The organism is Robbsia andropogonis, assembly GCF_034047095.1.
GTDB lineage: Bacteria > Pseudomonadota > Gammaproteobacteria > Burkholderiales > Burkholderiaceae > Robbsia > Robbsia andropogonis.
In genome coordinates this window covers 1,640,442-1,657,008 of the sequence record NZ_CP139170.1, presented here as the reverse complement: position 1 = coordinate 1,657,008, position 16,567 = coordinate 1,640,442, and the positions used below count along the sequence as shown (strand labels likewise).

Here is a 16,567-nt window from a genome sequence, read left to right as displayed (position 1 = left end):
CGTACTGCATCCCGGGCGCCCGTGCGCCCTTTCGCGGAGCGATGACATGAATGAACTTGTTTCCACCTTCACGCTGGCGCCGGCGGCACCGAACGGCCTGTCGATCGTCGTCAAGGACACGATCGACATCGCGGGCATGCGCACCGTGGCCGGCAGCCGCGCATTGGCCGAGGTCGCGCCCGCCACGCGACACGCCGACGTTGTCACCCGGCTGCTCGACCGTGGCTGGACGATCACCGGGAAGGCGAACATGCACGAACTCGCCTTTGGCATGACTGGCATCAATGCCTTCACCGGAACAGCCACGAATCCGCAGGACCCTGCGCGCGTACCGGGCGGTTCATCGAGCGGCAGCGCCGCTGCCGTGGGCGCGGGGCTGGCCAATGCATCGCTCGGCACCGATACCGGTGGGTCCATACGTGGTCCGGCCGCCTGCTGCGGCGTCATCGGCCTGAAACCCACGTTTGGACGCGTCAGTCGCGTGGGCGTGGCGCCGGACTATACGACACTCGACTGCGTCGGTCCGTTCGCACGCGACATGGACATCATCGAGCGTGTGATGCAAGCGCTGACCGACGATTTCGACATGGAGAGCACACAGCGCGCCGACGGTCGATATCGCCTCGCCGTCTTGCAACCGCCTTGTAACCCGACAATCGCCCAAGGCGTGGCGAACGCGATCGCCGCGACCGGGCTGGACACGCTGTCGGTCATGCTGCCGGATATGCCGGACGCATTCGATGCGGGCCTGACGATCATCAACACGGAAACGGCGCAGGCCTTTGGTCACTTGACGAACCGTGGTCTGCTGCAAGCCGATCTGGAAGCGCGTCTCGATAACGCCAAAAAAACCACGGAAGACGCCATTGCCCGCGCCGAAGCAGTCCGTAGTCGCTTTACCCAGGCCGTGGATGCGATCCTAGATCAGGCAGACGTACTCGTCATGCCGACCATGCCGGAACTGCCGATCACGGTGGCGCAGGCGTTGGCCGGTGTATCGGTAATCAATGTCTCAGCACTGATTCGCCCCTTCAATCTCAGCGGCCATCCCGCGCTGAGTCTGCCGGTGCCATTGCCCGGTCTGACCATCAAGGGAGGATTACAGATCATCGGTCGACATGGCGCCGACGAGATGGTCTGCGCGGTCGCTCGCGTATTCGAGTCAGCATTGAAAACGCCGTGAACGGCACATTCCCACACGGTTGATAGAGAGAGAGACAGCGTGCATGTCGCACCCTGTCTCTTTTTGCATCGTGGCGACGCCCGCCATGCACATCATGGGGTGTGCGCCGCCACGCGCGCCAGCGAATGAAATGCCCGCGCGAAATAGACGAGCCCATCGCGGTCCGGTTGCAATGTGATGCGTTCGATTCGCACGAAAAACACCGAGTGGGTACCCACCTGCTTGCATTCTTCGATCACGCCTTCCAGCGCTGCCACGGCGCTGGACAATACCGGTACGCCGGTGTCACCCATCCGCCAGTCACACGTTGCAAAACGCTCCTCGATCGATCCACCTTGCGCGCCGGCGAACACCATTGCCGTACCCTGGCATGTCCCTGACAGCATATTGACTGCGAGGCGGCCGTTCTTCGCAAGTACATCATGTGCCCGCGCCTGCTGGTTGATGCACAGCAGCAAGGTGGGTGGCGTATCGGTCACGGAGCAGACCGCACTCGCGGTGATGCCGCATAGTCCTGCTTCGCCATCGCTGGTGATCACATTGACACCGGCCGGCAATGACGCCATCGCGTCCCGGAATTGCAGCCGGATGGCTTCCGTATCGACCATGATTCCTCCCGATATTCTCGACGTCGCCGCACCGGCAACCCACCATCACAATACGGTTCGTTATGCAGAAGGTCAAACAAGCGACATTCATGACGTAAAGTCACCCGGCTCATTCTCTTGCGAGCCAATGTCGCGCCGCTGCCTTCACCACTTCATGCCAATGACATTTCGCTGATGATGTCCGTACCCGCAACGGGGCGCGTCACACCGCCTTCATGCGGGTTGCCGATGAAGGCAGGCCCGCATGCCTCATCCGTCACGGGCCTCCGATGCCGACTGCCGCTGGCGCACGGCCCGCGGGCGGGAGGCGCAGCGGGAAAGCCACATAAAACGCGATTGCGGTCGTCGCCCGTCATCGCATGTACAAACCGCCGTTTATATCCCAGCACGCGCCTGTCGCGAAATACGCGTTTTCCGCGGCGAGCATGATCACCGCCTCCGCGATATATTCCGGCGCTCCCAAACGGCCGGCGGGGATGTTCGCAATGACCTGCCGCAGTCGTTCCGGCGGTACACTCTGGTGCACGATCGGCAGATCCAGCGGGCCGGGGGAGACCGCGTTAACCGTCACGCCCAACGGTCCCAGGTCACGCGCGAACACCTTCGTCAAGGTCAACACCCCACCCTTCGCCGCGGCATAATGGGCGCCGGTCGCGGACCCGCCGTTTTGTCCGGCGAGCGAGGCTATGTTGACGATCCGGCCAACCTTGTTCACTCCGAAATAGGTGCCGAACACCTGGCAGCCAAACAACACGCTACGCAGGTTCACATTCATTACCAGATCAAATTGCTCGGCAGTGATTTCCATCACCGGAACGACTTGTGTCGTACTGGCGTTGTTGACCAACACGTCGATCCGGTTCCAGCGCGACAGCATCGCATCGCGCGCCGATTCAAATGCGGCCTTCGACGTGACGTCCAGCGGTAGCGCAAACGCAGTGCTCCCGTCCGCACTCAATTCGGCGGCTACCTTGATTGCCTCGTCCACCGCGATGTCGCCGATGGCGACGCGATAGCCGGCGCGATGAAAGGCACGCGCAATGACTTCGCCAAGACCGCGTGCACCACCAGTGACCAGAACGACGCGTGACGCTTCCGTGTGCCTCATCCGCGCCTCCTATTGCGCATCCGCCGGGACGGTCAGCGCGCGGCCGACGCGCGCCTCGATCTTGCCGTACCGCCAGAGGTTATGCTCACCAACGTGTGTCGTGCGGTACAAATTGCACACCGCCGTCACGGTCTCGAAATCCTTGACGTCGGCCATGATGTAGAACGTCCAGTTATTCGCATCGCCGTTCCCTACGACCAGACGGTCATCATCCATGATACCGAGTACGGATACCCCTTCCATCTGCTCGACCGACTTCAACATCTGGCCATACGCCCGCCAGACCGTGCTGATCTGATCGCGCGGCAAATCGAAAAAATTCTGTGTCACGCTGCAGCAGAAAAGGACGCGCAGCGGCGTTACGGTTTCACTCATGACAGGTCGATCCTTTGAGAAACGTGTTTAGATATAACCCGGGAACGGGGTAGCGCCCACATAGACCGCACCAGCGCCTTCGTAAATCCCTTCGCCAAGAAACGCATGCTGGGTCACCACCATTGCATCACGCATCAATTGCTGGAGGCGATGCGATGAATAGATTGCCGCAATGCCGCCCAGCCGATACGCGCTCTGTACCACATCAGCGCCCGCAAACGCGGCCTCCGCCGCGGTCAAGCGCAATTGGCTGACCTGGTCGGGCGTGGGGTGATTCCCTCGCGCGATATCGTCCCACACCGCTTCCGTGGTCTCGTAGAAAAAGGCCTGAACACTACGCAAGCGCGCCTCCGCCTTGCTTACGCCGATCTTGAAATAGGCGCGGTCGGCAAGTTGCGGCGCGCCGGTGTTGGTCTTGCGGGCACCCGACATCTGATTCACCGTATCCAGCGCTGCCCGGGCCAGGCCAAGATTCACCACCGCCAGCACCTGCGCGGCATACGCGATCGTCGGATAACGGTAAAGCGGTTCATCCACCTGGGTCTGCCCGCCACGCACGAACGTCCATTCCTCGGGCACGAACCTGTCGCGCACGCATAAGTCATGGCTACCGGTCCCCTGCATGCCCACGACATCCCAGTTCTCGACGATCTCGACGTGCGATGGCGGCAGGATGGCCATTCGTGGCTTTGTGCCCGGGGCACCGCCAATCCCGACGCCAAGCCAGTCGGCGCCCTTGCAACCGCTTGCGAAGCGCCAGCGGCCGTTGACGCGATAGCCACCGGGCGTCACGGTCGCCGGTTGCACGGGAAACAACCCTCCGGCAAACGCCTGATCCGGCCCCGATGCATACAGGATCGCCTGCGTTTCCAAAGGCAGCGCCGCAAGATAGACATTTGCCGATCCGAAGCTTGCCACCCAGCCCGCCGAACCATCGGCCTCGGCAATGCGTTGAATCATCCGAAGAAACTGCGCCGGCGGCATCGGCGTACCGCCAAAACGCCTTGGCGTGGCGGCACGATAGAGATGCGCGCGCTTGAATAAATCGATCACGTCACGCGGCACATGTGACAGTCGCGTGAATTCGTCGCGGCGTGCAACGATGTGCTCGCATACGCTATCGAGCGATAACGGCGTATCGGTCGGGCCCGCCCCCAGACCCTGCGTCATCACGGGAATCGACAAATCGACGGCATCACAAACACTCCTCACGTCAGACAGGGTGGCCGCATGGCGCGTCGTATCGGATGTCATTCTAAAACCTCGTATCGAAAAAACGGCAATATCGTGTCGCGACGTGATGACAACGACGCAAGGTGATGACGTCGAGTGTAGAAATACCATAAATGCGCGGCAATTGGGACTGTGCAGCGTGCGTTAAAGAAAGCGAGCGGTCCAACTAAAGATTTCCCTAATACTCGTGAATGGAACATCGCACGCAACCCGGAATCACGCTCGAACATCCCTCGGCCCCAACAAAAATCACGTCATTTCGCGCTATGATTTGGAGATAAATCAGGTTAAGCCACGCGTGCGCGAGACCTGCCCGTGCCGTCTCGCACCCCTCGGAAAACGATGACATTCGCCCTGCAAGACAGCGATCGCCTGGCGATGCTGCAGTCCCTGAAAACGTGCATTCTGCTGCACGACGCCCAGAGCAAGGACATCCTCTGGGCGAACGCCGCCGCCTGCACGGCGCTGGGCTTCACCGTGGAAGAACTGTTGCCGCTGAAAGCACCAGATATGACGCGTAACGAAGAGAAATATCGGCGCGAGGTAGGCCGCCAGTGGCTCGAGGATGCGGTGCAAAAAGGGGAATGCATCGTGCAATGGCCCTATCGCGCGAAAGACGGCACGGAAATCTTCTCGGAAGCAGTCGCGACCCGCGTAACGCTGCACGACCGCGATGTCGTGATGGTGCAGTTCAGGGACATTGCAGCCGAAGAGCGCATCAAGCAGGACTTGCGACGACTGGAAACGCGACTGAAGGAATTCATGCAGGACCTCACGGAAGGCATTGCCGTGGTGGATGCCGACGGCACGATCCGCTATCTCAGCGAATCCGCGCGACCGTTGCTCGGTCTACGGGACGACGACCCCGAACCGACGAACTTTTTTTCACTCGGCGCGGCCGACGATTCGCTGCTTTTGACGAGACGCCTGGCGCAAGCCGCGGAAGGCAAGACACCGCCGACCTTCCGCTATCGTGCCGTGGTTCGCGACGGCAGTGTACGCTGGCATGACGCCACCTGTCGTTATGTGGCGCTCGATGAAGAATGGAGCGGTATCCTGCTGCACTTTCGGGATGTCACAAGCCAGGTTGCCGAACAGGAGGCAGCAAGGCTGAACGAACGCGCTCTCGAATACATGGCACGTTATAACGCCATGGGAGAAATGGCGATGACGTTGTCCCATGAATTAAGTCAACCACTGGCATCGGCGCGTAATTTCATTGAAGGTGGCATGCTGCGCTTGCAAGCCGGCACGACCCCTGCCCCGGACGTGATCTGGGGCATGCAGAATGCCATGAAGCAAATGGAGCGCGCCACAAGCATCATCAAAAGCGTGCGGGACTACGTCGTCAAGCTCGAACAGGTGGTGGAAGACATCGACCTGAACGCTGTTGTCAATGATGTCTACTACTTCCTGCGCCTGCGCGCGCGCGAGGAAGGCGTCCGTATTGAAACACGTCTCGATGAACACCCCCTGCTGGTACGGTGCGAGAAAGTATTGGTCGGTCAGGTTATCCTGAATTTCGCGTTCAATGCGATGGAAGTGATGCGTGAACTGAAACAAAAGCAGCGGGTGGTGACACTCCAGACCACGCGCGTGGGCGATCGGGCTCAACTGACCGTCTCGGACCTCGGTACCGGGCTGGGGCCGAATGTGCAGAGCCGGATCTTCGACGGCTTTTTCACGACAAAACCGTCCGGCAACGGCCTGGGCCTGTCCGTGTGCAAGAACATCATTGCCCGGCACGACGGTGACGTATGGGCGGAGCCGCACGCCCCGAATGGTACGACGTTCGGCTTTTCTTTACCGCTGAAACATGGCGCGTGATATCGGTCCGCACGGACGCATGAGACGCAACCGCGACATGAAATGCGTTACATCAGCGTGTGCGTCCGGCCTTCATCTTTCGCACCGTGGCATCGAACAATAGGATGGCGAAGCGGTCGTTCTGAATCAACTGCGCCGCGAGGTCGGCGCATCGCGTCTTGACCAGATCATCCAGGGCCACATCCGGGCCCGGCAGCGCGCCCGCCTGGCACTGAATCTCGGCGGCACGCTGTACGGTCCAAAGCAACATGAACGTGCCAGGAATGTCTTTCTCACACACTGCAACACCATGATTGCGTAGTACCAGCACATGCCTGGGCCCCAGGCTCGCCAGCATCCGCTCTTTTTCTTCTGCAAACAGCGTGATGCCTTCGAATGCATGGTACGCAACACGACCGAACAACTGCGCGCCGTAAAAATCGTCGTGACGAAAACCACCTTGCTTCAACGCGATTGCGGACACCGGCGTGGTGTGCGTATGCACAATACAATGCACATCTTCGCGCGCACCATGAATAGCGCTATGCAATGCGAACCCCGCCGGATTGGCCGGATAGTCTGATGGCTCGACCAGCTTGCCGTCCAGGTCGACCTTCAGCAGGTTTCCTGGCGTGACCTCGCTGTAGTTGAGTCCAAATGGATTGACCAGATAATGACCGTCCGTGCCCGGCACCCGAACGGAGATGTGGTTGAAGATCAGTTCCGTCCAACCGAGGTAATCGACGAGGTGATAAAAGTGCGTCAATTGCTCTCGTAACGCCCATTCGTTTGCATCGATATGCGCCGGGCGCGGAGCGGATTCCGCGGCCAAGGGGGGGGCAATGTCGTTCATGAAAGTCTCGCCTTTACTGGTTGCATCTTGTGAAGCGGCTGGCGGCATTCGCGCGGAAGCAATAGCAAACGCCCCTGCATGTCCCGGCCGAATACGGTCAGGGGCGCGGCGCGCTGGACACGTGGCGGCGCACGAGGCCAAGTACCGAGGTTGTCACTGGCATCGCGACATCGGCACGCGTGGCCAGCTCAAGCACCGCGTCACCAATCGCGCCCATCTCCAATGGTCTGCCACGTTCCGCGTCTTGCAACATCGAGGTTTTTACCGCCCCCATGCCCCGGCAACGCGCCAGGAACGCATCGTCTTCGAACGGTAGGGAAACCGAAAGCGCCTTACTGAGCGCTCGGATTTCCTGCAACATAGGCCGCACCGTCAGCAACAGATCAGGCTCGCCATAGATCTGTTCCAAGGTTGCGCCTGTCAGCACCGATAGCGGATTCGACGTCAAGTTACCCGCGAGCTTGGCCCATATGTCTGCGCGGATATTCGCACTGCGATGCGTGACGATCCCGGCGTCATTGAACCCCGCCGCGATGCAGAACAAGGACATCTCGGTACTGGCATCGCCATCATGGCCAACGTCATCCGTCTCTCCGATGCCACCGATAATCAGCCGATGCGGATTATTCGCGACATAAACGCCCGCCGAGGGCGTATGGCCGGTCATATAAACAACGGCGCCGACAATGCGCTCTGGCGCAATACACCGTGCCAGCAGACCTTCGGGGTCCAACGCGGCAATCGGACGCGCGATCATCGCGTGCGGCTTGGTGGTGTGTACCGTGGCGGCGTCAGCGCCGTGCGTGCCCATTCCCTGGAAATACCACCACGGCACACCGTTGACGAGGGGCATGACCCGCGTACCCTTTCCTAATAGCGGCGGCACCATCGATGCCACCCCGGGCAACGCGTGCGCCTTCACCGCCGTGATCACCAAGTCTTGCGGACCGATCGCCGCGGCGCTCGCTTCCCGCATCACGGCGGCACCGTCTTCGACATGCGGCGCGCTGTCGTAGGCGGCGAGACGGGCCTGGTGCATGCCATCGAGATCGCTCAGAGAAGCGGGTCCTTCATGAAGCGCCTTGAGCGTCGCACCGCGTGTCAACACGCTGACCATGTGTCCCGCACAAGCAAGACGTACGGCCAAGGTGCCACCGATGGCGCCGGCGCCCACTACCGTGATACGTAATGCGCGACGCGCCCGCTTCGCGTTATCGAGAGGCGTATCCCGTGTCATATGCGACCCACTTGCTCGACCCGCGCCGTCTGCCCCGGCGCAACGACGGCACCGGGTTGCGGATGGCACGTCTGCCCCTCTCCGCCGGCTTTTCCGAGATAGATCGCCGTCACGCGCGGGTCCGCGGCGACATCCGCGGCCGGGCCGGCCACCGTCACGCGCCCCATCTCGAGTACGTACGCATAATCAGCAATCCGCAGCGCGGCGCGCGCGTTCTGCTCCACCAGGAGAATGGATACACCACGCTCACGCAACGTTTGCACGATACGGAAGATCTCCTTGACGATGAGCGGCGCCAGTCCCAGGCTTGGCTCATCAAGCATCAGCAGCGCGGGCCGCCCCATCAGCGCACGGCCGATGGCGACCATCTGGCGCTCGCCACCGGACAGCGTGCCCGTCAGTTGCTTACGCCGCTCACGCAAGCGCGGGAAGAGCCCATAGACCGCTTCCAAGTCCTGAAGGTGATCGCGATGCCGACGTCGATGAAACGCACCCAGCACGAGATTGTCCTCGACCGACATTTCCAAGAACAGTTCGCGCTTTTCCGGCACCAGATTCATCCCGGCGCTGACCATCTCCTGCACGTCGGGATGCGCATACCGCTGCCCCGCGAACCGGATGCCACCCTGGGAAGGCAATAGGCCCATCAGCGCCGATAGCAACGTCGTCTTGCCCGCGCCGTTCGGTCCGATGACCGTCACGATCCGCCCGCGCCCGACCGTCAACGAGACGTCTTCCACCGCGCGGACCTTGCCATAGCTGACGCTCAGGCCGTCCGCCTGCAACATCGCCGCGTCATCGCGGTTGGATGCCGCCATCCTGTCCACTTGCGCTTGTCGCATGGGTGCGTTCACGCTTCACCCTCCCCGAGATAGGCACGCTGTACGACAGGGTCATCCTGGATCGCAGCCGGCATGCCCTCCGCGATTTTCTTGCCGAACTCCATGACGATCACTCGATCCACCAGGTTCATGACGAATGCCATGTCGTGCTCGACGAGCAGAATCGCCAATCCCTCAGCTCGCAAGCTGGTCAACAACGTCGCCAGTTCCTGTTTCTCGTGATAGCGCAAACCGGCGGCCGGCTCATCCAACAGCAACAAACAAGGATCCGAAGCCAACGCCCGTGCTATCTCCAGCAGGCGCTGCTGCCCCAACGCAAGCGTACCGGCTTCCTCGAACAGGTAGGGACCTAATCCCACGCGCGTCAGTTGCTGCGCCGCTTCCGCAAACAACCGTCTCTCCTCTTCCCGATCTAGGCGTAGCACGGCACGCGCGATACCCGCTTCGCCGCGTCGATGCGCGCCCAACGCCACGTTTTCAAGCACTGTCATCTTCGGCAGCAAGCGCACATGCTGGAACGTCCGACTCATGCCACGTCGCGCAATATGTCGCGCGCCCCGGCCCGCCACCTGTTCGCCACGGAACAACACCTCACCACTGGTTGGCGTATCAACACCGGAAAGCTGATTGAACATCGTGCTCTTGCCGGCGCCGTTCGGTCCGATCAATGCCAGAATTTCACCGGCATGAACACTCAGACTCATCGCATCGTTTGCAACCAGTCCACCGAAGCGGCGCGTTACCTCGGCGGCCACCAATACCGTTTCACCTCGTTGCGGCAACGGCTTGCGTGGCATGGGCAACGCCTCGGCGAAGGCAGCGTGACGCATGCGGTTCAGGGCGTCGGCGCGTGCCGTCTCCGCGGCTTCCCGTGCCTTGATGGCATCGTGCCCCTGCGCGCCTGCACGACTGGCAGCAACGTCGATACGTTGGCGGACGCGCGCCAGTATCCAACGGTGCAAGCGGCCGCTCGCCTCCAACGCGCCATCACGCGCGTGATGAAGGATCCATATCATGCCGAGGCCGAAAACGATCGTCTCGACGTTTTGGTTCTGTCCGAGCAGACGCGGCATGACATCCTGCAACACATCCTTCAGCAACGTAATGACGCCAGCGCCCAGCAAGGCGCCCCAGACTTGTCCCGTGCCGCCGACCACGGCCATGAAGACATAGTCGATACTCGCGTGAATACTGAACGGCACCGGATTGACGAACTGCTGCATATGCGCATATAGCCAGCCGGACGCACTGGCAAGCATTGCCGCAATCAGGAACGCCGTCATCTTCGCGCGCTGGGTGTCCACGCCCATGGCTTCTGCCATCACCACGCCTCCCTTCAGCGCCCGAATCGCCCTGCCCTCTCGCGACTGCAACAGATTACGCACGGCCCACATGCCGACGCCAAGAAATAGCCAGATAAGGTAGTAGATATGGCGGCCGTCCGTCAGGCTCATCGCACCGATATGAATCGGCGGGATGTTGGCGATACCGCTATTACCACCCAGCATCGGCAAGGCACCAAAACAGAAATACAGGCTCAATCCCCACGCAATCGTGCCCAGCGGCAAAAAGTGCCCCGACAGGCGCAAGGTTGCTCGACCGACTATCCACGCCACGACGATCGTCAGGATCCAGCCGGCGCATAACGTCAGCCAGGGAGACACGCCGACCCACGCGAGCCAGGCCGGCATCGCGTCGGCCTGCGTCGTGAATACCGCGGTCGTGTAGGCGCCAATGCCGACGAAAGCCGCCTGCCCGTAGCTGGTCAAACCGGCAACGCCCGTCAACAAGATGACGCCGACGGTCACGAGCGCATACAAGGCGATGTAGTTGAGCAAGGTGACGTAGAACGCCGGCAACCATTGCGGGGCGGCAAGCAGCGCCACGGCCACAAGTACGATACAGCCACTCCGCAAGCGTGCATTCTTTCGCGATGCGACCGGCGTCGTAGAGGGCATGACGCGCGCCATCAATGTTCCTCCTCGAGCGGCGCGTGTTTGCGCGAACGCCACAGCAATACCGGGATGATCAGCGTGAACACGATGATCTCTTTATACGGGCTCGCCCAGAACGAGGCGAATGCCTCGATCAATCCGACCACCACCGCGCCGGCCGCCGCAACCGGATAACTGACCAGACCACCGATGATCGATCCGACGAAACCCTTCAGGCTGATAAGAAAGCCGGAGTCGAAGTACAGCGTTGTCAACGGAGCGATCACCACGCCGGACACCACACCGATCACCGCCGCGAGAAAAAATGCGGCTTTTCCCGCGAAGACCGGCGAAATGCCCATCAATCGGGCGCCGATGCGATTGAACGCCACCGCACGCAGCGCCTTGCCGTACAAGGTGTGCTCGAACAGTTGGTGAATGGCCACCATCAGCAAGCCGGCCAATACCATGACCAGCAATGCCTGGCTGTCGAGGTTGATACCATCCAACGACAACGGCAGATCGACGAAGGTCGAGGTCCGCGAACCGTCGGGACCGAACAGTAGCAAGGCAAGGCCGACCAGCACGAGATGCAGTGCGATCGACACGATCATCAACGTCAACACGGACGCATCGGCCACCGGTTGATAGAAGAGCCGATACATCGGCGGCGCCATGGGTGTGATGACGGCCAGCGCGAGCATCGCCTGGACCCAGGTCGGCAAGGCCGCCAGCGGCAACACCGCGAGCATGCCGGCGAGGATGACGGGATACGCCAGTTGCCCTGCTTCCGCTGGACGCAGCGCCCACACCCCCCGATGCCGACGACGTGCGATGACATCCGCCGCCACGGACAATACGGACAACACGACGAGCAGCCAGACCACATGCAACGGCCTGCCGTTCTGCATTGCCGCCATCGACAATCCGCCGTATACGACGAATTCGCCTTGCGGGATGAACAGCACCCGCGTCACGCTGAACACCAACAGGATCGACACGGCCAACAACGCATAGATCGCACCGTTTGTCAGCCCGTCCTGCCCGAGGATCATCAGGATTTGTGCGTTCATGAGCCTTTACTTCAGCAACGTCCACTTGCCATTCTTGACGGTGATCATCACGACGCCACGGCGGTCGAAACCGCTGTGGTCATCCGCTGTCATGTTGTACACACCCTGTGTGCCCACCAGATCACGAACGTTCTCCAGCGCATCACGCAGCGCCTTGCGAAACGCAGGCGTTCCAGGCGCCCCGGCCTTTACCGCGATCGGCACGACACGCTGCAACAACAGGCCCGCGTCATAGACGTTCGCGCCGAACGTCGCCGGGGTCTGGCCATAGCGCTTTTTGTAGTCATCGATGTAACGCTGCGCGACGGCTTTCGACGGATTGCTATCGGGAATTTCATCGAGGACAAGCATCGGGCTGGCCGCGAGGATCGTGCTTTCGACCTTGCGGCCGCCCAGTTTCAGGAAGGCGTCGAGCGCGGCACCGTGTGTCTGATAGAACTTGCCTTTGTAGCCCAGATCGACAAGCGTGGTTTCCGGCAGTACGCTCGCGCCGCCCGGTGCGGCGATCAGGATCGCGTCCGGCTTTGCGGCAACCAACTTCAGCGCTTGACCCGTGACGGAGTTGTCGGCACGTTGATAGCGCTCGTTATCCACCACCTTGATGCCATGCGCTTGCGCCAGGCTTGAGAAAACCTTGTACCAGTTCTCGCCAAACGGATCATTCAATCCGATGAAACCGACGGTCCTGACCTGTGTCGCCGCCATGTGATCCACCAGTGCTTTTGCCACCAGGTCGTCGTTTTGCGTGGTTTTGTAGACCCATTTCTTCTGCGGCGTCATCGGCAGCACCACGGCGGCCGTCCCCACCGGAGCGAACATCGGCGTGCCCGATTCGGCGGCGAACTGGATCACGCCCATCGCATTCGGCGATCCGGTCGGGCCGATGATCGCGTCCACCTTGTCCTCGGATAACAGTTTCTTGAAATCGGTCACCGACGCAGTCGGATCACTGCCATCATCCAGCGAGATATAGCTGACCGTCAGCTCACCGATCTTTGCCGGCAACAACGCCACGGTATTGCGCTGCGGTATGCCGACCAGTGCCGTTGGACCGGTGGATGACGTGATCACGCCTACCTTTACCTGCGCCACCGCGGGAAGCGCCATGCTTCCGAGCACGGCAGCCAGCGAGACGAGCGATGCCAACGAAGTCAACTTTGCGGCGGCGAGCGTGCGAACCATGGCGAGAACGATCCTTTCAAGAATAGGCGGCATGCAGGGAGTCTAGAGGGGCTTTTTTTTGGTAGTAATTCTTAAAATCCTGCTCTCGCCTAAAGAAACCTTTAGTTCCAGGCGCACGGCAACACACAAATCGACACCGCGAGCGTTCAACACTTTGAAATACGGGCCGGAACTTTTTTTTCACGCGCGCCGCGTGATATCGTTCCTTCGTATACGCAGCGGTTTCCTGGAAACAGCCGCTACGCCATAGCGCAGTGCCCGCTCGTCGGGTGCCTTCTTTCCTCCACGCGTACGCCACCATGCATGACAACCGCTCGGCACATGGCGCATTGCCCGGACGCGGCATGCCGTCGACCGACTCCGCTGCGCCAGTGGTCTATATCGTCGACGACGACGACGATATGCGCGCCTCACTGGCCTGGTTACTTGGCTCGGTGCATATCGAATCGATCGGCTTTGCCGGTGCCCGCGCCTTCCTTGAACAATTCGATCGAGACCGTGCCGCATGCCTGGTACTGGATGTCCGCATGCCAGAGATGAGTGGTTTTGATTTGCAGGAGGCGCTGCGCAACGCGGACATCGTCATGCCGACCGTGTTCGTTACCGGCCATGGCGATATTCCGATGTCGGTGCGGGCATTGCAGAATGGTGCCATCGACTTTGTCGAAAAGCCTTATAACTCGCAGGAAATGATCGAACGTGTGCAGCGTGCGCTGAAGATGGCGACCGCGCTGCGACAACGCAGTCGGCGCAGTGAAACGCTGCGCCGCCGCCATGCACAGTTGACGCCGCGGGAGCAGCAGGTGTTGAACGGCCTCGTAGATGGCAAGGCAAGCAAGCGGATTGCCGCCGAAATGGGCATCAGCGCGAAAACGGTCGACGTTTATCGCGCCAATATCAAATCGAAATTCGGCACGACGTCGCTCGCCGCCGTGATCCGCGAAATTGCCACCATCATTGATCCGCTCGATTTTGAGGATGCCAGTCGCGCCCTGCCGCTCGGCAACCGCGTCGCCCGCCGTTGACCCGCCAGAATACCCGGCATCTCGAACACCCGGCAATCGCGCTCATTACTTGCACAAGCAAATAGATAGCATGTGGAGCAGATTGCACGCCACAAGGTTTCATTTTTTCCTCAAACCGCACCGTAATATTGCGCTGCCGGCTTTGCCAAGCGCGCAATTGCGCCGCCGCTCGTGTAAGCTGTTTGCAACAAGTGGAATAGGAAATGGCGTCAGGCAAGCTGCCCATCGTCCCCCGCTTTGGCAGACCGTCTAACCCAGCAGGCAGCATTACATGAATAACCGCCGGATCTATGAGAAGTCGTTTCACATCCTGTTGGCCATCGTTACCCTGGGCCTTGGTTTCGTGCTATGGCCATTTTTCAGCGCGGTGTTCTGGGGCGCCATCCTTGCATTGATGTTCCAGCCCGTTCAACGCTGGCTCCTGATGAAGTTCAACCATCGGCAAAACCTTGCCGCCCTGGTGACGCTGGCGTTCATCCTTTTGCTGGTGATCCTGCCGCTCGCATTGGTCACCGTCACGTTGATTCAGGAAGTCGCATCGATCTACCAGCGGATTCAGCAGGGCCAGTTGAATATTGGTTCCTATTTCCAGCAAATCATCGCGGCACTGCCCGAATCCGTGCAGCACTTGCTGGCGCGCTACGGGCTGATCGATTTCGGCGATCTGCAGGCCAAGCTCACGGCGGGCGCGGCGCAGATCAGCCAGTTTCTTGCGGCGCAAGCGCTCAGCGTTGGACAAAATACGTTTCAGTTCGTGATCAGTTTTGGTGTGATGCTGTATCTGGTGTTTTTCCTGTTGCGCGACGGCAGGCAGATTGGCCGGATGATCCGCCACGCGCTGCCCTTCGACGAATCACACAAAACCCATCTGCTCCAGAAATTCACGACCGTTGTGCGGGCCACCGTCAAGGGCAACATCGTCGTCGCGCTCGTTCAAGGCGGCCTGGGCGGCGTCATCTTCCTTATCCTCGGCATCGAAGGCTCGCTGCTATGGGGCGTGCTGATGGCCTTTCTGTCGTTGTTGCCTGCAATCGGCGCGGCACTCGTCTGGGGGCCCGCCGCCATCCTGCTGTTCGCCACCGGGCATTTATGGAAGGGGATCATCCTGCTGCTGTTCTGCGTGTTCGTGATCGGTCTGGCGGATAATCTATTGCGACCGCTGCTGGTCGGCAAGGACACGAAGCTGCCGGACTGGGTCGTGCTGATTTCCACCTTGGGCGGCATGGCGCTGTTCGGCATCAACGGTTTCGTTATCGGCCCGTTGATCGCCGCGCTTTTCATTGCCAGTTGGACGCTGTTCGCACAGCAGAACCACGCGCAGGATTATTGACAAGGCAATCACAAAAGGGTGTGCGCGTCAAGATATTTGTTTAACGCACGCTGCAAAAGATCATTGTTCCGCGCAGAGTAGCACTTTCTTTATGAAAACTGCATCCTTGCGGCGTGGTCCGGTCCGAGATAAGGGGAAACCCGAGGGACATACGCCGCCCTCGGAACCTGTTTCCGCCCTCCTCGGCACGTTTGCGCCGCAGCATCGCCTGAATCCACTGCCCCGCCATGTCGATCCGGCATTCCCGGAGAGTTGACAGACTCGACAGCGCTCCCAGACGTTGAAGAGACGCGCAAACCGGACGAGACCGAAAGGATCGTCAGATGCAGTCTTTTGCCCCGCTTGCCTGCCCCAATCTGGTTTGTTACAACGTGCAGTCCTTCCCGCACGTCACGGTCGACTGGCCACACCTTTCGAGCGTTGACCCGCAACGCTGGCACGACGATACGGCTGCCTTGCTCGACATGGACACGCCGTTCGTGCTGTTCGTGACGGACATGCCCGGCGAGCGGAAGACCCGCCTGGGCGGACCGCTGAAGTGGTACAAGGTGTTTCACGAAGCATTTGGCGCGTGCTGCCGGGCCGTGATCGTCATCGAGGCGGATCCGTCACGCCGGGTGATGATGCGAATCGATACCCCGCAGCTCGAGAAAGCATTCGGCACCGATGTCCATATGGCGCCCGACCGCGAACAGGCGGAACGCCTGTCCCAACGCTTGCTGAACACCCCGCCGATCCCGCTCAGCGCCCGCTGATCGAGCAGAGGTGGCCGGGAATC

Annotated in this window: 16 protein-coding genes; 6 read left to right on the top strand and 10 right to left on the bottom strand. The window is 60.6% G+C overall.

Going from position 1 to position 16,567, the window contains the following annotated elements; genetic code table 11:
* Positions 1 to 46 precede the first annotated feature (46 nt).
* The gene (locus SJQ66_RS20805) at positions 47 to 1,183 is read left to right on the top strand and encodes an amidase (RefSeq protein ID WP_024902265.1); all 1,137 of its coding nucleotides are present in this window, start codon (positions 47 to 49) and stop codon (positions 1,181 to 1,183) included.
* Between the two features lie 92 nt (positions 1,184 to 1,275).
* Here SJQ66_RS20805 and SJQ66_RS20800 read toward each other — a convergent pair whose 3' ends face one another.
* From SJQ66_RS20800 to SJQ66_RS20785, 4 genes are all read right to left on the bottom strand, one after another.
* Positions 1,276 to 1,791: a flavin reductase gene (locus SJQ66_RS20800; RefSeq protein WP_024902264.1), complete on the bottom strand. Its 516-nt coding sequence runs from the start codon at positions 1,789 to 1,791 to the stop codon at positions 1,276 to 1,278.
* A gap of 352 nt (positions 1,792 to 2,143) precedes the next feature.
* A complete protein-coding gene (locus SJQ66_RS20795) occupies positions 2,144 to 2,899 on the bottom strand; it encodes an SDR family NAD(P)-dependent oxidoreductase (protein ID WP_046152866.1) in 756 nt (251 codons plus the stop codon).
* Between the two features lie 9 nt (positions 2,900 to 2,908).
* Positions 2,909 to 3,274: a hypothetical protein gene (locus SJQ66_RS20790; RefSeq protein WP_024902262.1), complete on the bottom strand. Its 366-nt coding sequence runs from the start codon at positions 3,272 to 3,274 to the stop codon at positions 2,909 to 2,911.
* 27 nt (positions 3,275 to 3,301) lie between these two features.
* Positions 3,302 to 4,444: an acyl-CoA dehydrogenase family protein gene (locus SJQ66_RS20785; RefSeq protein ID WP_036008006.1), complete on the bottom strand. Its 1,143-nt coding sequence runs from the start codon at positions 4,442 to 4,444 to the stop codon at positions 3,302 to 3,304.
* A 405-nt stretch (positions 4,445 to 4,849) separates the two neighbouring features.
* Between SJQ66_RS20785 and SJQ66_RS20780 the strand changes: the two genes are divergently transcribed.
* Positions 4,850 to 6,334, top strand: a complete 1,485-nt coding sequence (locus SJQ66_RS20780; protein ID WP_024902260.1) for a PAS domain S-box protein — start codon at positions 4,850 to 4,852, stop codon at positions 6,332 to 6,334.
* Positions 6,335 to 6,386: 52 nt separating this feature from the next.
* Here SJQ66_RS20780 and SJQ66_RS20775 read toward each other — a convergent pair whose 3' ends face one another.
* The 6 genes from SJQ66_RS20775 to SJQ66_RS20750 all read right to left on the bottom strand — a co-directional run bounded on the left by SJQ66_RS20775 (position 6,387) and on the right by SJQ66_RS20750 (position 13,434).
* Complete coding sequence (locus tag SJQ66_RS20775) at positions 6,387 to 7,166, bottom strand: class II aldolase/adducin family protein (RefSeq protein ID WP_024902259.1); 780 nt, start codon at positions 7,164 to 7,166, stop codon at positions 6,387 to 6,389.
* Between the two features lie 97 nt (positions 7,167 to 7,263).
* Complete coding sequence (locus tag SJQ66_RS20770) at positions 7,264 to 8,403, bottom strand: ketopantoate reductase family protein (protein WP_024902258.1); 1,140 nt, start codon at positions 8,401 to 8,403, stop codon at positions 7,264 to 7,266.
* A complete protein-coding gene (locus SJQ66_RS20765; RefSeq protein WP_390173988.1) occupies positions 8,400 to 9,191 on the bottom strand; it encodes an ABC transporter ATP-binding protein in 792 nt (263 codons plus the stop codon). The genes SJQ66_RS20770 and SJQ66_RS20765 overlap by 4 nt, the downstream gene beginning before the upstream one ends.
* Before the next feature lie 62 nt (positions 9,192 to 9,253).
* Complete coding sequence (locus tag SJQ66_RS20760; protein WP_081764794.1) at positions 9,254 to 11,203, bottom strand: branched-chain amino acid ABC transporter ATP-binding protein/permease; 1,950 nt, start codon at positions 11,201 to 11,203, stop codon at positions 9,254 to 9,256.
* Positions 11,204 to 11,214: 11 nt separating this feature from the next.
* On the bottom strand, positions 11,215 to 12,252 hold the full coding sequence (locus SJQ66_RS20755; RefSeq protein WP_036007952.1) for a branched-chain amino acid ABC transporter permease: 1,038 nt from the start codon (positions 12,250 to 12,252) through the stop codon (positions 11,215 to 11,217).
* 6 nt (positions 12,253 to 12,258) lie between these two features.
* Positions 12,259 to 13,434 (bottom strand): ABC transporter substrate-binding protein, encoded by a 1,176-nt coding sequence (locus SJQ66_RS20750; protein WP_081764789.1) that lies wholly within the window; start codon positions 13,432 to 13,434, stop codon positions 12,259 to 12,261.
* 344 nt (positions 13,435 to 13,778) lie between these two features.
* Between SJQ66_RS20750 and SJQ66_RS20745 the strand changes: the two genes are divergently transcribed.
* The 4 genes from SJQ66_RS20745 to SJQ66_RS20730 all read left to right on the top strand — a co-directional run bounded on the left by SJQ66_RS20745 (position 13,779) and on the right by SJQ66_RS20730 (position 16,544).
* Positions 13,779 to 14,459: a response regulator transcription factor gene (locus tag SJQ66_RS20745; protein ID WP_046152902.1), complete on the top strand. Its 681-nt coding sequence runs from the start codon at positions 13,779 to 13,781 to the stop codon at positions 14,457 to 14,459.
* A 271-nt stretch (positions 14,460 to 14,730) separates the two neighbouring features.
* Positions 14,731 to 15,789, top strand: coding sequence for an AI-2E family transporter (locus SJQ66_RS20740; protein ID WP_024902254.1), 1,059 nt, complete (start codon positions 14,731 to 14,733; stop codon positions 15,787 to 15,789).
* A gap of 91 nt (positions 15,790 to 15,880) precedes the next feature.
* A complete protein-coding gene (locus SJQ66_RS20735) occupies positions 15,881 to 16,045 on the top strand; it encodes a hypothetical protein (RefSeq protein ID WP_157684926.1) in 165 nt (54 codons plus the stop codon).
* A 67-nt stretch (positions 16,046 to 16,112) separates the two neighbouring features.
* Positions 16,113 to 16,544 (top strand): hypothetical protein, encoded by a 432-nt coding sequence (locus tag SJQ66_RS20730; RefSeq protein WP_024902253.1) that lies wholly within the window; start codon positions 16,113 to 16,115, stop codon positions 16,542 to 16,544.
* Positions 16,545 to 16,567 lie beyond the last annotated feature (23 nt).

Coding starts and splice junctions, on each gene's coding strand:
- SJQ66_RS20795 (WP_046152866.1), bottom strand. CDS start 2,899: ATGAGGCACACGGAAGCGTCACGCGTCGTTCTGGTCACTGGTGGTGCA.
- SJQ66_RS20780 (WP_024902260.1), top strand. CDS start 4,850: ATGACATTCGCCCTGCAAGACAGCGATCGCCTGGCGATGCTGCAGTCC.
- SJQ66_RS20785 (WP_036008006.1), bottom strand. CDS start 4,444: ATGACGCAGGGTCTGGGGGCGGGCCCGACCGATACGCCGTTATCGCTC.
- SJQ66_RS20750 (WP_081764789.1), bottom strand. CDS start 13,434: ATGGTTCGCACGCTCGCCGCCGCAAAGTTGACTTCGTTGGCATCGCTC.
- SJQ66_RS20745 (WP_046152902.1), top strand. CDS start 13,779: ATGCCGTCGACCGACTCCGCTGCGCCAGTGGTCTATATCGTCGACGAC.
- SJQ66_RS20740 (WP_024902254.1), top strand. CDS start 14,731: ATGAATAACCGCCGGATCTATGAGAAGTCGTTTCACATCCTGTTGGCC.
- SJQ66_RS20730 (WP_024902253.1), top strand. CDS start 16,113: ATGCAGTCTTTTGCCCCGCTTGCCTGCCCCAATCTGGTTTGTTACAAC.
- SJQ66_RS20760 (WP_081764794.1), bottom strand. CDS start 11,203: ATGCCCTCTACGACGCCGGTCGCATCGCGAAAGAATGCACGCTTGCGG.
- SJQ66_RS20755 (WP_036007952.1), bottom strand. CDS start 12,252: ATGAACGCACAAATCCTGATGATCCTCGGGCAGGACGGGCTGACAAAC.
- SJQ66_RS20805 (WP_024902265.1), top strand. CDS start 47: ATGAATGAACTTGTTTCCACCTTCACGCTGGCGCCGGCGGCACCGAAC.
- SJQ66_RS20735 (WP_157684926.1), top strand. CDS start 15,881: ATGAAAACTGCATCCTTGCGGCGTGGTCCGGTCCGAGATAAGGGGAAA.
- SJQ66_RS20775 (WP_024902259.1), bottom strand. CDS start 7,166: ATGAACGACATTGCCCCCCCCTTGGCCGCGGAATCCGCTCCGCGCCCG.
- SJQ66_RS20790 (WP_024902262.1), bottom strand. CDS start 3,274: ATGAGTGAAACCGTAACGCCGCTGCGCGTCCTTTTCTGCTGCAGCGTG.
- SJQ66_RS20800 (WP_024902264.1), bottom strand. CDS start 1,791: ATGGTCGATACGGAAGCCATCCGGCTGCAATTCCGGGACGCGATGGCG.
- SJQ66_RS20770 (WP_024902258.1), bottom strand. CDS start 8,403: ATGACACGGGATACGCCTCTCGATAACGCGAAGCGGGCGCGTCGCGCA.
- SJQ66_RS20765 (WP_390173988.1), bottom strand. CDS start 9,191: ATGTTGCAGGCGGACGGCCTGAGCGTCAGCTATGGCAAGGTCCGCGCG.